This window comes from Pseudomonas sp. 1 R 17 (assembly GCF_900067035.1).
Classification (GTDB): domain Bacteria; phylum Pseudomonadota; class Gammaproteobacteria; order Pseudomonadales; family Pseudomonadaceae; genus Aquipseudomonas; species Aquipseudomonas marginalis.
Window position 1 is genome coordinate 223,991 of record NZ_FKLB01000069.1, and the last position, 15,623, is coordinate 239,613.

General features: G+C 62.5%; 8 protein-coding genes and 1 pseudogene. All 9 read left to right on the plus strand.

Annotated elements, in window-relative coordinates; translation table 11 throughout:
• Positions 1–543: 543 nt before the first annotated feature.
• A pseudogene (locus BFP99_RS34215) lies at positions 544–627 on the plus strand (hypothetical protein); the annotation flags it as partial.
• A gap of 60 nt (positions 628–687) precedes the next feature.
• Complete coding sequence (locus BFP99_RS34220; RefSeq protein ID WP_370671269.1) at positions 688–1,350, plus strand: sensor histidine kinase; 663 nt, start codon at positions 688–690, stop codon at positions 1,348–1,350.
• Positions 1,351–1,558: 208 nt separating this feature from the next.
• Positions 1,559–3,139: a glucan biosynthesis protein gene (locus BFP99_RS30055; protein ID WP_256098276.1), complete on the plus strand. Its 1,581-nt coding sequence runs from the start codon at positions 1,559–1,561 to the stop codon at positions 3,137–3,139.
• Entirely contained in the window at positions 3,136–5,400 is a 2,265-nt protein-coding gene (locus BFP99_RS30060; RefSeq protein WP_065948879.1) for a glycoside hydrolase family 3 N-terminal domain-containing protein, read from the plus strand. The genes BFP99_RS30055 and BFP99_RS30060 overlap by 4 nt, the downstream gene beginning before the upstream one ends.
• 81 nt (positions 5,401–5,481) lie before the next feature.
• Positions 5,482–7,101: an FMN-binding glutamate synthase family protein gene (locus BFP99_RS30065; RefSeq protein WP_065948880.1), complete on the plus strand. Its 1,620-nt coding sequence runs from the start codon at positions 5,482–5,484 to the stop codon at positions 7,099–7,101.
• An 11-nt stretch (positions 7,102–7,112) separates the two neighbouring features.
• Positions 7,113–7,397 (plus strand): putative quinol monooxygenase, encoded by a 285-nt coding sequence (locus tag BFP99_RS30070; protein ID WP_065926552.1) that lies wholly within the window; start codon positions 7,113–7,115, stop codon positions 7,395–7,397.
• Positions 7,398–7,456: 59 nt separating this feature from the next.
• Positions 7,457–7,753, plus strand: a complete 297-nt coding sequence (locus tag BFP99_RS30075) for a cupin domain-containing protein (RefSeq protein WP_065926553.1) — start codon at positions 7,457–7,459, stop codon at positions 7,751–7,753.
• A gap of 132 nt (positions 7,754–7,885) precedes the next feature.
• The gene (locus BFP99_RS30080) at positions 7,886–9,019 is read left to right on the plus strand and encodes an OpgC family protein (protein WP_065948881.1); all 1,134 of its coding nucleotides are present in this window, start codon (positions 7,886–7,888) and stop codon (positions 9,017–9,019) included.
• Positions 9,020–9,085: 66 nt separating this feature from the next.
• On the plus strand, positions 9,086–15,577 hold the full coding sequence (locus BFP99_RS30085; RefSeq protein ID WP_065948882.1) for an NEL-type E3 ubiquitin ligase domain-containing protein: 6,492 nt from the start codon (positions 9,086–9,088) through the stop codon (positions 15,575–15,577).
• The last annotated feature ends 46 nt before the right edge of the window (positions 15,578–15,623 follow it).

Here is a 15,623-nt window from a genome sequence, read left to right on the forward strand (position 1 = left end):
TTGATTGATGACACGCCGTCGATTCATGAGGATTTCCGCAAGATCCTGATGCCGCCCACTGAATCCAACCAGGAGCTGGATGACATGGAGTCGGCACTGTTCGGTGAAACCAGCAAACCCACGGCCCCCCCTTTCGACCTGCACTCGGCCTACGGCGGCGAAGAAGGCCTGCAGTTGCTCATCACCGCCATGGCGCACCAGCAGCCCTATGCCCTGGCGTTTGTCGACATGCGCATGCCCCAGGGCTGGGACGGCGCGAGGACCATAGAAGAGCTCTGGAAAGTCGCCCCCGACCTGCAAGTGGTGGTGTGCACCGCGTACTCGGACTATTCCTGGGAGGACCTGCTCGACCGCCTGCAAGGCCATGATCGCTTGCTGATCCTGAAAAAACCGTTCGATAACATCGAAGTCCAGCAGATGGCCAACACCCTGGCCAATAAATGGGACATGGCCCGTCGCGCCACCCTGCAAACCACTCATCTGGAACGGCTGGTGGAACAACGCACCCACGCGCTGCAGCTGGAAATCGAAGAGCGCAAGCACCTGGAAAGCCAACTGGTGCAGTCGGAAAAACTCGCCTCCCTGGGGCAACTCGCCGCGGGCGTGGCCCATGAGATCAATAACCCGGTAGGCTTTATCTCCTCCAACCTCAGCACCCTCGACGGCTACTTCAACCAGTTGCAACAGATGCTGGAGGCTTACCGGCAGGCCGAAGAAAGCCTCGCCACGGGTGAACAGCACGAGCAGCTCAAGGCCTTGCGCACCCGCCTGGAACTGGAGTTTCTACAGGAAGACATTCCGGTGTTGATCCGCGAGTCCAAGGAGGGCATCGGCCGCGTGGTGCAGATCGTCAAGGACCTGAAAAACTTCTCGCGGGTGGACAACGACCAGACCTGGCAATTCGCAAACCTGCAACAGGGCATCGATTCGACGCTGAACATCGTTGCCAGCGAACTCAAGTACAAGGCCGATGTGGTCAAGCACTACGCGCCGCTGCCAGAGATCGAATGCCTGGCCTCCCAGCTCAACCAGGTGGTGATGAACCTGGTGATCAATGCGGCGCAGGCCATGGGGCCGGAGCGCGGCATCATCACCATCAGCAACGGCGTGGAAGGCGAGAACGTGTGGCTGGAAGTGGCGGACAACGGCTGCGGGATTGCCCCCGAGGCGGTGCAGAAAATCTTCGACCCGTTTTTCACCACCAAGCCGGTAGGCGAAGGCACTGGCTTAGGGCTGTCACTCTCCTACGGCATCGTCAAGAAACACCATGGCGATATCTCTGTCAGCAGCGAACTGGGCAAGGGCACGAAGTTTCGCGTGGTATTGCCGATTCGGCAGACGGCGGCGTAGGACACGCCGCCGAATCATCCGCCCCTGCGCACCCTGTTATTTCTGACAGTAGACAGACCCTTTTCCCGACTCGAGACTCCACACAAGCAACACGGTTGCATGCCGGTGGCGTGCTGAACGTGAGGCCTGGACCCTCATCGTCGAAGGAAAGGACAGCATGTCTACGCGTCGCGAGTTCCTCACATACGCGTCACTGGGCGCCTTGCTCATGCCACTGGGCAGGGGCGCCCTGGCGGCCGATACAGCCGACCAGCCCAGCGCTTTTTCCTTCGAAGGCTTGATCGAACAGGCACAGGCCGATGCCTTGAAACCCTACACCTACCCCAGCACCGCATCGGCCGCGCTGCTGGCGCGACTCGACTACGCCGCCCATGGCCAGATCCGCTTCAAACCCGAGCACGCCCTGTTCGCCAAAGGCCCCGGCAAGTTCCCTGTGACATTTTTTCACTTGGGGTCGTTTTTTCGCACGCCCGTCAGGCTGTATGTGCTGGACAACGGCATCGCCCGCGAGATCGTCTACGACCCGGCGCACTTCGATATGCCGGGCGACAGCCCGGCCCATGGCCTGCCCCGTAACAGCGGGTTCGCCGGTTTTCGTATCCAGGAAAGCCGCCTGGGCGACCAGGCCAGGCTGGCGTGGCAACAGAACGACTGGGTGGCCTTTCTTGGCGCGTCGTACTTCCGGGCCATCGGCGAGTTGTACCAGTACGGCCTGTCGGCACGGGCGATTGCCCTGGATGTGGCACAAGCCGGCAAGGCCGAAGAATTCCCCGACTTCACCCACATCTGGTTCGAGCCGCCAAAGAACCAGCACACAAACACCATGACCCTCTACGCGCGGCTCGACGGCCCCAGTATCTGCGGCGCCTACCGTTTCGAGATCCACCGTACACAGGGCGTGGTCATGGACATCGACTGCACGTTTTTCCTGCGCAAGAACGTCAGCCGGCTGGGCATTGCGCCGCTGACCTCGATGTTCTGGTTCAGTGAAACCGCCAAGCGCACCGCCGCCGACTGGCGCCCCGAGGTCCACGACAGTGACGGCCTGGGGCTCTGGACCGGCAACGGAGAACGTATCTGGCGGCCCTTGAACAACCCGCCACGCACCCTGGTTTCGGCGTTCAGCGACCGGCAACCGAAGGGCTTCGGCCTGTTACAGCGCGACCGTAATTTCGACCACTACCTTGATGGGGTGAATTACCAACGGCGTCCCAGCCTGTGGGTCGAGCCATTGGGCGATTGGGGCGAAGGCAGCGTGCAACTGATGGAAAACGGCACCGACGACGAGATCCACGACAACATCGTCGCGATGTGGGTGCCCTCGGCCCCGGCGGAAGCGGGCAACCGCTATGCGCTGCGGTATCGCCTGCACTGGCTGGCCCGGGAGCCCTACGTTTCGCCACTGGCGGTGTGCGTGGCCACTCGCCTGGGCAAAGGCGGCTCACCGGGTGAGCCGCGCCCGCTGGGGGCACGTAAATTCGTGGTGGAATTCCAGGGCGCCCCATTGGAAAAACTCGCACCGGGGGTCAAGCCCGAGGCCGTGATCAGTTGCTCCAGGGGCGCCCTCAGCCGGGTCTTTACCGAAGCGGTGCCGGACGGCGTCGCCGGCCATTGGCGAGCACAGTTCGACCTGAACGTCGACGGCAAGGAGCCGGTGGAATTGCGCCTGTTCCTGCGCCTGGACGGCCAGCCGCTGTCAGAGACCTGGCTGTATCAGTACCATCCCTTCCATTCGGAATCGACGGCAATCGGTACCCCTTCAACGGCTGACACCGGCAATAGTCCATGAGGCTCGGCGGCCAATGGGCGCTGTTCTGCGTGGTGCTCAGTGTCAGCGGCAACGCTCTCCACGCCGGTGAGCAAGACCCCGTAGAGGCCTTGTTGCAGCAGATGACGCTGGAAGAAAAAGTCGGCCAACTCAGCCAGCTCGGCGTCCAGGACACACCTACCGGCCCGGTCATTGACCAAGGCGAGCTGGCGCAACTGCCCATGAACACCGTGGGCTCGGTCCTTGGCGCCTACGGCGTCGAACAGACCCGCCGGTTGCAGGAACACGTCGTCACCCGTTCTCGCCTGCATATACCGTTGTTGTTTGCCTTTGATGTGATCCACGGGTTTCGCACTGTATTTCCCGTGCCGTTGGCGCAAGCCGCTGCCTGGGACCCTGACCTGGCACAACGGACCGCTCGCGCGGCGGCCGTTGAAGCGACGGCCAGCGGCATACACTGGACCTTCGCGCCCATGGTCGACATTGCCCGCGACCCGCGCTGGGGCCGTGTGGTGGAAGGCACCGGCGAAGATCCGTTCCTGGGCGCAGCGCTGGCCAGCGCCAAGGTGCGGGGGTTCCACGGCGCCGGGCCTGCCGACCCGTCATTTATGCTGGCGACCGCGAAACACTTCGTGACCTACGGCGCGGCAGAAGGCGGGCGCGACTACAACGTCGCCGACGTGTCGGAACGCACGTTGCGGGAAGTGTACTTGCCGCCTTTCCAGGCGGCCGTGGCGGCTGGCGTCGATGGGATCATGCCCTCGTTCAACGAACTGGCCGGGACGCCCCTGCACAGCAACACCGCGCTGTTGACCGGTGTGCTGCGCAATCAGTGGCGGTTCCGTGGCCTCATTGTCAGTGACTTCAACGCCCTCTGGGAGCTGAGCCAGCACGGCATCGCCGGCGGTCCGGCCGACCGGGCACGGCTGGCGTTCAACGCCGGGGTGGACATCGACATGGTCAGCCAGACGTACCGCCAATACCTGCCCCCCCTGGTGCGCACTGGCCAGGTTCCCCTGACCGCCGTGGATAATGCGGTGCGCCGTGTACTCCAGGCCAAGCAGCGCCTGGGACTGCTTGACGATCCCTACCGCTACAGCGACGAGGCGCGGCAACGGGCCAATGTCCTGACACCGCAGCACCGGGCACTGGCACGCGAGGCCGCACAGAAGTCCATCGTATTGTTGCAAAACACCGACGCCCTGCTGCCGCTGTCCAAGCACCTGCGCAACGTGCTGGTGGTCGGCAGCCTGGCCACGGATGCCGAGGCCACGATAGGCCCCTGGGCCTTGGCGGCTCATCCCGAAGATTCGATCACGGTCTTGCAGGGCATACGCCGTGCCGTCGCCCCTGGCACCGAGGTGGTTTACCTGCCCGGCGCTTCGCCCATCAGCACCGAGACGCAGAACCTCAACGAGGTCCGGCAGGCCGCCCGCCGCGCCGAAGTGGTGGTCGCCGTGCTCGGCGAGCGCGCCGATCAGAGTGGCGAAGCCCGCAGTCGCGCGGACCTGGGCCTGCCGGGTGCCCAGGAGGCGCTGTTGCGTGCCCTGCTGGACAGCGGCAAACCCGTGGTCATCCTGTTGATGAATGGCCGCCCGCTGGTGCTCTCGCAGAACGTGCGCCAGGCGCCGGCGCTGCTGGAAACCTGGTTCCTGGGCAGTGAGATGGGCCATGCCGTGGCCGATATCCTGTTTGGTGACGTCAACCCCAGCGGCAAACTGCCGATCACGTTCCCGCGCAACGTGGGGCAGATCCCCCTCTACTACGCGCACAAAAGCACCGGGCGTCCGCCCAGCGGCGATGAAAGGTATACCTCCGGCTACATCGATGAACACTGGACGCCGCTGTATCCCTTCGGCTTCGGCCTGAGCTATACCTCGTTCAGTTACTCCGCACCGCGGCTCAGCACACAGCGGCTGGCGTCCACCCAAGTGCTGAGCGTGGCGGTCACCGTCACCAATACCGGAGCGCGCCCAGGCGAAGAAATCGTGCAGTTGTACCTGCGCGATGATGTCGCCAGCGTGACCCGCCCGGTTCGCCAACTACGCGGTTTCCGCAAAGTGCAGCTGGCGCCCGGCGAGGCGCGGGAGCTGACCTTCACCCTTGACCAGGCGGACTTTGCCCTGCTGGACAGCAACTTTTCGCCGGTGATTGAGGCCGGCACGTTCACCGTCTTCGTCGGGGCAGATTCGACCACCGAAAACCAGGCCCGGTTTGAACTGACCGATAGCCGCGCCTTGTCTATTTCGGGCCAGTCCGTCCCATCACCGGGATCAAACTGAGTACACCTGCAGGTTGTCTGGCGTTTCGTTACTGGCGCAGAATGCCGGATCGACCTGAGAGTCCGAACCCAAGGAAACCGTATGAGCCTGTCCTTGCTAAGCCGTTACGCCTTCTTTGCCGTGTGCGTCATGTTCACCCTCGCCAGCCTGCCGTTTATCCACCACGAATGGTTGTGGCCCATCACCCTGGTCACCGGCGTGTTGAGCCTGATCGGTATTTTCGACCTGTTGCAAAGCCCCCATGCGGTGCGCCGCAACTACCCGATCCTGGGCAATATCCGTTACCTGGTGGAAGCTATCCGCCCGGAAATCCGCCAGTACCTGCTGGAGTCCGACAGCGACGCCCTGCCCTTCTCGCGCTCGCAACGATCCCTGGTGTACTCGCGGGCCAAGAACGAAACCGCCGACAAACCCTTCGGCACCCTGATCGATGTGTACCAGCTGGGTTTCGAATTTATCGGCCACTCCATGCGCCCCGCGCCCCTGAGCGACCCCAGCGCCTTTCGCGTGATGGTCGGCGGCCCGCAATGCACCCAGCCGTATTCGGCGTCGGTGTTCAATATCTCGGCGATGAGCTTTGGCTCGTTGAGCGCCAATGCGATCCGCGCGCTCAACCAAGGCGCCAAGCTTGGCAATTTTGCCCATGACACCGGCGAAGGCAGCATCAGCCCCTATCACCGCGAAAACGGCGGCGACCTGACCTGGGAATTGGGCAGCGGCTACTTCGGCTGCCGCACCAGCGACGGCCGCTTCGACCCGGAGCGCTTCGCCGCGCAGGCGCAGAACCCGCAGGTGCGCATGATCGAAATCAAGATGAGCCAGGGCGCCAAACCCGGCCACGGCGGCATCCTGCCCAAGCACAAGGTGACTCGAGAGATCGCCGAAACCCGCGGCATCCTGATGGGCGAAGACTGCATCTCGCCGTCACGTCACAGCGCGTTCTCTACCCCCATCGAGTTGATGCAATTCATCGCCCAATTGCGTGAACTGTCCGGCGGCAAGCCGGTGGGCTTCAAGTTCTGCCTGGGCCATCCGTGGGAGTTCATGGGCATTGCCAAGGCCATGCTCGAAACCGGCATCCTCCCGGACTTTATCGTCGTCGACGGCAAGGAAGGCGGCACCGGCGCCGCGCCCGTGGAGTTCACCGACCATATCGGCGTGCCGCTGCGCGAAGGCCTGCTGTTCGTGCACAACACCCTGGTAGGCCTGAACCTGCGGGACAAGATCAAGCTGGGGGCCAGTGGCAAGATCGTCAGCGCCTTCGATATCGCCAGCGTGTTGGCCATCGGCGCCGACTGGGCCAACTCGGCGCGCGGCTTCATGTTCGCCATCGGTTGCATCCAGTCCCAAAGCTGCCACACCAATAAGTGCCCGACCGGCGTCGCCACCCAAGACCCATTGCGCCAACGTGCACTGGTGGTGCCGGACAAGGCTCAGCGGGTGTTCAACTTCCACCGCAACACCCTCAAGGCCCTGGCCGAAATGCTCGCGGCGGCAGGCCTGGATCATCCGTCGCAGCTGTCGGCCAAGCATCTGGTACGACGCATGTCGGCCACCGAGATCAAGCTGTTCTCGCAGTTGCATGTGTTCCTCAAGCCTGGCGAGTTGCTCACCGGCGAAGTGAATGGCGAGTTCTATTCGCGCATGTGGCAGATGGCGCGGGCGGACAGTTTTGAGCCCCATGAAGTCGCCGCTGCTTAAGGACCCAGATCGTGTTGAAAGTCATCGCCGAAGATTTCATCAAACCCGAATACCTCGACACCGTACGTCCCTGGTACGCCGAACTGGTGGAAAAAACCCGCCAGGAACCGCTGTGCATCGCCTACGATCTGTTTGTCGATCAGAAAGACCCAGGGCACTTCATTTTCATCGAGCAATGGCCCGACCAGGCCGCGCTCGACACCCATTGCCAGACCGAACACTTCACCCGGCTGGTGCCGCAGATCAATGAGCACCAGGCCAAGCCGTGCAAAGTGCTGCTGATGGATGCGTTCTGACCCACCTCTTCCCCGCTGAACCGGACCACCGACGGCATCGTAGAAACAAGGAGATTCACATGCCGTTACTGGACTTCGCTGCACTCGCCGGGCAACTGCCTGACAGCTGGAAATCGATACGCCTGGGCCAGGTCGGCCCGGCGCGGATCAAGGTGTTGCGCATGGATGAGCAGGCTTACGAAGAAGAGGTGCACGACTACAACGAAGGGCTACTGGTGATCAGCGGCCATTTGCGCCTGAGCATCGCTGATGAAGAGATCCACGTAGAGACCGGCCAGATGTACCTCGTGGAAGCAGGCACCGCTCATGCCGTACTTCCAGGTAGCCAGGGCACCCTGGTGATCATTGACGCCTAGAGACATTCAGTAATACCCAACCTTTGCAATTGCTTACAAATACCGCCAACCTGCGCCCGCCCGACGTGCGGCGTACGACAACCTGCGCGCTCACCGGTCATTACTAAACCTTTTGTTCAAGAGCCCGCTGCCATGCTGAACGGACGCGACCCGCGCATCGATTTTTTTCGGGGCCTGGCGTTGATCTTCATTTTCTGGGATCACGTCCCCCACAACCCCCTCGGCCAGATCACCCTGCGCAACTTCGGCTTCAGCGATGCTGCGGAAGTCTTTGTGTTTCTGGCCGGCTACGCCTCGGTACTGGCCTACAGCAAGGTCTTGCAACGCGAAGGCTACTGGATGGCCTGCCTGAAGATCCTGCGCCGCGCCTGGGTGCTGTACGTGGTGCATATCTTTTTGCTGGCGATGCTGATGGGCATCGTGTTCTTCGCCAACAGCAAGGTGGAAACCCGCGACCTCGTCCAGGAAATGGGCCTGACGCACTTCATCACCAACCCGCAACAAGCCTTGACCGACGAGTTGCTGCTGCGCTTCAAGCCCAACCTGATGGACCCGCTGCCGTTGTATATCGTGCTGCTGGCGGGGTTGCCGCTGGTGTTGCCGCTGCTGCTGCGCCACACCTGGCTGGTGGTGGCCGCGTCGGCGACGGTGTATCTGCTGGCGCCGTGGATGGGCTGGAACCTGCGGGCGATTGCCGACGGCGTGTGGTACTTCAACCCGGTGACCTGGCAGTTCCTGTTTATCCTCGGTGGCGCGGCGGCGCTGCAGGCCAGTCAGGCGCGCCCGCCGGAACAGCGCCCGCTCAAGCGCCAGCCGTTGTTCATGGCGGCGGCGGTGTACACCGTGGTGGCGTGTGTGCTGACCCTGTCATGGCGCTGGCCCGAGGTGCATGACGCGCTGATGCCGTCGTGGCTCAGCGACCTGATCTACCCCATCAGCAAGACCGACCTGTCGCCGCTGCGCCTGCTGCACTTCCTGGCCCTGGCCTATGTCACCGCCAAGCTGTTGCCGGGTCGCGGCTGGACGCAAACCTGGTGGGCGCAACAAAGCTGTCGCATGGGCCGCTACTCCCTGGAGGTGTTCTGCCTCGGCGTGCTGCTGGCGCCGCTGGCGGACATGCTCAACGCCCAGGTCGAGGATGCCTGGCCGATGCAGGTTTTCAGCGCGTTGCTGGGCCTGGCGCTGATGGCCGGGCTGGCGGCGTGGCTGGAGTTCAACAAGCGCCTGGACCTGGCGCTGCGCGGCGAAGCGCCGGCCCTTAAATAGATAGCCCCAGCGCCGGCATGCGCGGTGCTTCCATCTGCCCTCCACTTATCGTGAAAGGTAGAGCGCATGCCGACTCAACAATTACTCAACGGCCTGTCCGGCAATCTGCAATCGAGTACCTCCTGGACCCAGCAACAGGCACTGGAGCTGATCCAGCGCAACGTGATCCAAGCCTTGGATGGCCTGGACGACGAGGAAAAGCGACGTTTCGTAAACCTGCAACGCCAGGCCCTCGCGGCCTTGACGGCAGTCGAGACCGAGAAAGAACGGGTCGTAAGTGCCTTCAAGACCAAGGGCCTGGCGCAATTGCGCGACAGGATCGGCGGGCGCGACCCGGAACAGTACCGCTTCGAAACCACCTACCTGGAAAAAGTGGAACAACCCTTGCCATGGGAGCGGCGAACCGGCAGCCACATCCGAGTGCCGCGTCGTTCGGATATGGACCTGCGCCATATCGAACACGTCAAGAGCCTGTCGCTGTGGGAGGCAGCTTGCGTGAACTTCGGCTTCACCGCGTACGCTCGCACGGATTCCGGCTATACCCTGATTGATGCCAGCCGCGTGGTCGGTCCCGACGGCGACCGAAGCCTGAGTGCCCGCGAGTTCATCGGCATCGCCCGCGAGCTGGACCTGGGTCACCAACTGCACGTTACGATCCGAGCCACGCTGGGCGAGCATGGCACGCTGCGTCAATTGATGAATGACGCCGCGCAGGCCCTGCTGCAGTTCGATGTATTAGACGCCTGGCGCAACCGCGCCCACAACGGTTTGACTCGCACGATGTATGAGCGCCTCAGGGCATCGATCGACGGCAGCGGGACGCAGCTGTCGATCGAGAGCCTGAGCCTGACCTCAGGCGTCACGCCCATTGTCTCCGTGCCGTTCGTGGCGTGGGAGAGTTACATTCCCGTGCCCTTGATGCTGATCAAGATTGCCAGCCTCGGGGTGCTGTCCTATTTTCCCTTCCGCCCTGGCGGCGCGTTTCGCTACCACGACGATGCCCGCTCGGCAGAAGCCGACTTTCGTCAGCAACTGCTGGACAGTCACCAGCAAGGCGACCTCGGCTGGTTTTCCCGGCAGTTGCCCTTGGTGGGCTTGTCGGCCTTCCAGTCATTGCTGACCCAGGAAAAACGCCCCGAGGGCATGAACTGGCTGGCGGGCACACTGTACGACGGGTTTCACAACGCCTTCCCGGAACGCACACTCAACGATATCCGCTTCGCCACCGACCCGCATGCCGGCCCCGCCGAGACATTGCGCCAAGCCCTGGCATATCGTCAGTTGCAGCGTTGCCAGGCCGACATGGACACCCTCGCCAGCAGCCGCTCCGAAGCCGATTGGCAAGCCGTCAAGGATGCCGCCGCCGCCATTGCATCCGAAGTCCTGCAACTGCTGCTGACCCCCCTGCCCGGTGGCGTCACGGGCATGAACCGAATCATGCAACTGGCGGTGCTGGGCAGCATGACCTACAGCGTCAGCGTCGGCCTGAATGAAGCCGCCAAGGGCGACGCCAGCGGCTTTGCCTCGACCCTGACCGACGTCGCCGACCTGGCAATCAGCGGACGCCTGATCAATGTCGCGGGTAAAGCCCATCGCCAACGCATGCTCGAACACCTGCAACGGCTGGGCAACCCCCGCAAGGTCACGCGCCCCGACGGCGTGGATGAACTGTGGAAGGCCGACCCAGGCCCTTATGCCCATGATCGGCAATACCTACTGGATGGCAAAAGCGCCGATGCCCTGGGCGTGTTCACCGTACACGGCAAGCAATACGTCAAGCTGCATCATGAAGGCCAGACCCTGGTAGCCGAAGTGAGCCACGACGTGCCGGGCCTGCGCTACGTGCTCAAGAATGGTCGCAGCAGCTACAAGCCACCCATTGTGTTCGAGCCCGCGCTGCAGGCCTGGACCTTCGACCTGCACAACGCTCATACCCTCTCGGATATCCAATTGCTGCAACGGATGCTGCCCAACGGTTCGTCGGTCATCCATCAGCTCGACCTGGAACGCATGCTGCGCAGCACCGCAACCACCCGCACCACCCTGGATCGGGTCTGGCGTGGCGAACCGGCACCGTTGAACCTGATCGAGGGCGTACGGCGCCTGCAGGCTGACCAGGTGATCCAGCAGATCATCGAACGTTTCCCTGAGCCCGGTTACCTGCCGCCCTACGGTGACAGCCTGGTGCTGTGCCTGCTGACCCAACTGCCGGACTGGCCCGCCAGCCTGCTGCTGAGCATCAGCGACCCGCAACGCAGCGTGATCGAAACCTTCGGCAACCTCGAGCACACGGTGGCCGAGTCAAAGACCCTGACCCTCATCCGCAGTGAAGACAGTGGCTACCAGGTCGAAGGGGATCGTGGCCAGCCGCCCTATCGGGCCGAGCCGCTGTTGAGCCTGATCATCAGCCTGCAACCGGCCCACTCACGGCTGGGCCTGGCGGATCAGGCCGACGCCTCGCCCGAACAGCGGATCATGAGCGTTCGCCAGGACGTGGCCGCGCTGGCGAGCCGTGAGCGGATGGCGTTGTTCGCGGCAATCTTCAGCTATGCCGGGTATGAAAAAAGTGAACCACTCCCGCCCATCAATGCCCGACGCTTCTTGCCCATCCAGGCATCGGCCCCGCTGGTGGCGGTCACGCCGCTGCTCAAGAAACTGCGCGATCTCAATCGCCCCTTGTCCCCAGCCCTGCTGGAACGCCTGCTGCAGCAGCACCCTCTGACACCGCGCCAACAGCAGGCCTACTTGCAGGAGGGGGCGCTGCCCAGCCACTTTCATGAAGAACTGGAAAACCACCGCATCGCCCTGCGTATCGACGCGGCAATCGACGGGCTTTATCACCCAAGGCCCTACAACACTGACGCCGACCAATGGGCCAGGGAGTTCGCATCGGCGCTGGTACGCCATCGGCTCAAGCGCGACTTCGTGATCACAGAAGTGCATGCCGGAGCCATCGCCACCCCCTATCGCTCCAGCGGCCCAGACGACCGAACCGTAGAGCTGCGGCACTCAGGCGACGGCGCCTATGAGGCCTACGACATGCGCAATGCCGGCACGATTGCCGTGTCCCCGGTCGTCGACAGTTTCTACCTGGCCATCGGCTCGGTACTGCAACCCCACGAGCACCAGGCGCTGGGCATGCACAGTGCGACCGATGCGCTGGGCCTGCGCCACACCCTGGGCGACTACATGAGCAGCCAACGCACCCCCGAAGGTTTTGTGAGCCTGGTCAACGGGTCACTGGCGCAGTACGAACACACATTGCCCTTGCCGCCCGCCCTGCAACCGGATGCCCAAGGTATTTTCCCCCTGGAAGGCCGCCACTACCTGCCGTTGTTCGGTTCTCTGTACCGCATCATCTATGACAAACGCAGCTTTAAATGGCGGCTCAAGCACCCGCAGAAGGTCGGCGTCGACACCCCGACCCTGGAGCACAACGGTCACGGTGCCTGGCGCCTGTCCAGCGAGAACCCGATGAGCTGGGACGACCATAGCCTGCTCTATCGCCTGGGGGGCGATCACCACAGCTTCACCCAGGACATGTCCAAAAACATCCTCGCCCTGACCGACACCCCTGCCCACCTATTGCGCCAGGTTCACCGCTGCGGCCGTGCAGCGCCGCCATTGCTGGTCGACACCTGCAAACGCTTTCGGATCGACCAGGAAATCGACCAGTTCATCGACGCGATGTACGAAACCCCCATCGCCTCCAACGCCCGACCGGACTTGCAATTACTGGTGCTCTCCAGCCTGCCGGAATGGCCCGACAGCCACGTACTGCAAATTGTCGATGACAACCACCAGGTCACCCATCAATACCCGCAACGCAGCAGCCCGGACGACCTGACGGTGAAGATCACCGAATCCGACTTCAAAAACGCCAGGCTGCTGGAAAACATTATCACCCACGATGACGTGACCCTGGCCCTGCTCGGTGAATTGCCGACGACTCACGAGCAGCGCTTGTTCCAGTTGATCACCCGGATCGTCGAGTACACCGACCGGGAAAAGGCGCAGATCCTGCACTCGCTGTACCAACGCAGCGAGTCCGGGGGCAGCGAGTCGGTGCGACGGTTCAAGGCCAAGCATCCCGATCTGCCAACCAGTTCCGTCACGGCGATTCTTGGCCACGCCTCGCCACGCGAACTCAAGCAACTGCATGAAAACAACCAATTGAGCCTGCGACTCGCGGAACAGGCGCGCTTGAGTAGCCACGACCTGCGACTGAACCGCGCCTATGAGGGCTTGCATGTGTCTGCCTGCGCCAATGCCGACAGCGACCGGATTATCCTGCATTTGCTCAAACTCCTGCCCACCTGGCCGAGGCATGTGCGCATCGATATTCGTGAACGGGACGAACAGGGGCGCCTGCTCAAAACGGCCGGTCATTTGGTAGGCACCTCGCGCAAGACCGTGGCCAAGACCCATCGTGGCTATCAGGCTTATGACGCCAACAGCGTGCCCCTTGGCCAACCTTCGAACGACTTGCTGAGGGTGATTCTCAGCACCTTGTCGGCGAGCGAGCAAACGGTCCTGGGCGTTACCGATGAAACCGGCATCACCGAACTGCGCCAGCAACTCGCCGATATCGCCCTGTCCCGCCGCGTAGAGATCAAGGGCCTGCTGGATATCCCGCACCTGCAACCCTGGATGCAACCGGCGATGGGCCTGGAGCGTTCGTTCCTGGTGTACCCGCTCTGGTCACGTTTCTGGCCGTTCAACGGCCCCAGGCCGCCGGACCTGGTGGCCAAGGTCCAAGAGATTTATCCGCGTTTCACCCGCGACGACGCGCGCCAATTGATCCAGTCGCTGAACCTCACTGAGCCGGCGGTGTTGATTGAGCTCGAACGTCGCAAGGCCGAGTACCAGGCCATGGACCTGGAGTTGCGGCGCTGGAGCGAAACCGTGCTGGATGAAGACAACGTGATCGACGACCCCATCGGGCAGCGCCAGGCCCGGCGCCGCTACATTGCCGAGCAATTGCGCCAGGCATGGCGGCGGGACAACAGGGCGGTCTACATCGCCGGGCTGTTCCACGTGTACTCCCTGGAGTTGCAACTGGACGATGGTGGCCTGCCACCCGCCTCGTTCATCACAGGTACCAGCGGTTTCAGCCATATTGAACACCTGCGGATTTCCGGCAATGCCTTCCCGTCTTCGGCGGTTGAATTCCTCGCTAAATTCAACCAGCTCAAGGCATTGCACCTCGATTGCCGGATGACCGAACTGCCCAGTGCAATCACGGACATGACCTCGCTCACCTACCTGGACCTGAACGACAACGACATCCGCTTGACCGAAGAGGCGGTACAACGCCTGGCAACCATGGTCAACTTGCGCGACGTGGACTTCAGCGACAACCCGGACCTGGCACTCGCCCCGGATGTCAGTCAAATGACCCAACTGCGCATCCTGCACCTGGGTAACACCGGCATCACGCAATGGCCCCGTGGCGCCAGTGCGCTGCCGTACCTGATGGAGTTGCACCTGCAGGAAAACCAGATCTCCACCATTCCAGAAGAAGTCTTCACCAACCCCTGGCTGCAAGCCGCCAATCGCAACACGCTCCTGCATGAAAACCCGCTGTCGGCACCGACCCTGGCGAGTATCGAAGCGTACCGACTGGATACCGGCATTCGCCTGGGTGGCCAACTGCGTACGCCTCGGCATACGGCTGTGGCCGTCGACGACCTCAGCCAATGGCTGATGGGCGTGCCGCTCCAGGATGTACCGGCACGCAGAGCGCTGTGGGAGGGTTTGAAAACCAATGAGACGGCGAGGGCCGATGATGTGTTCCGGGTCTTGCAGGACCTGACGCGGACCTACGCCTACATCCACGGCGACACCCCAAGGAGAGCATTGACCCACAGAGTCTGGACCTTACTGAGCGCCATGGGCGAGTCGAGGCAACTGCGCGACACGGTATGCCTCAACACCTACGGCTCAGGCGACTGCGGCGACAGTGTGCTGCTGGCGTTCACCAACATGGAGTTGCATCACCGTATCCACCAGGCCAAGCAGCAACCCCGCAGTTACATGGCCGACAGGGCCTTGCTGGCGCTGGCCAAGAGTTGCTTCTACCTCAATCAGCTGGATCACTTTGCCGATCAGTTCATTCTTGAGCGTGAACGGGCCAACCTGACGGTCGACCCAGCCGAGGTAACGGTGTACCTGCGCGAAAAACTGGCCCGTGAGTTCGACCTGCCGTTTTATCCGCTGGAACTGCTCTACACCGTGAATGACTACGTCACGGACGAGGTGGTCAACACTGCGCGCAACACCCTGCTCCGGCTTGGCGAGTCGCCCGCCTTGCAGGAGTGGATCTTGATGAGCGAATTCTGGATCGAATATTTGGCAAGTAGCGAGCCGGAGCCGTTTCTGACCATCAAGGACACCATGAGCTACAAAGTCAGCGTGCTCGAGCAGCAACTGCCGGACAAGCGTTCGGATGCGTACCTGGAGCGCCGCCAGTCACTGGCCGAGGAAGAACGAAGTGAACATAACCGCCTGGTGCGGCAACTGACAGAAGGCACCCAACTGACCCTGCAACACGTCTGACCTGTGGCCTGCCTGTCGCAAGGGCAGGCAGGCCATCGCTCAGGGG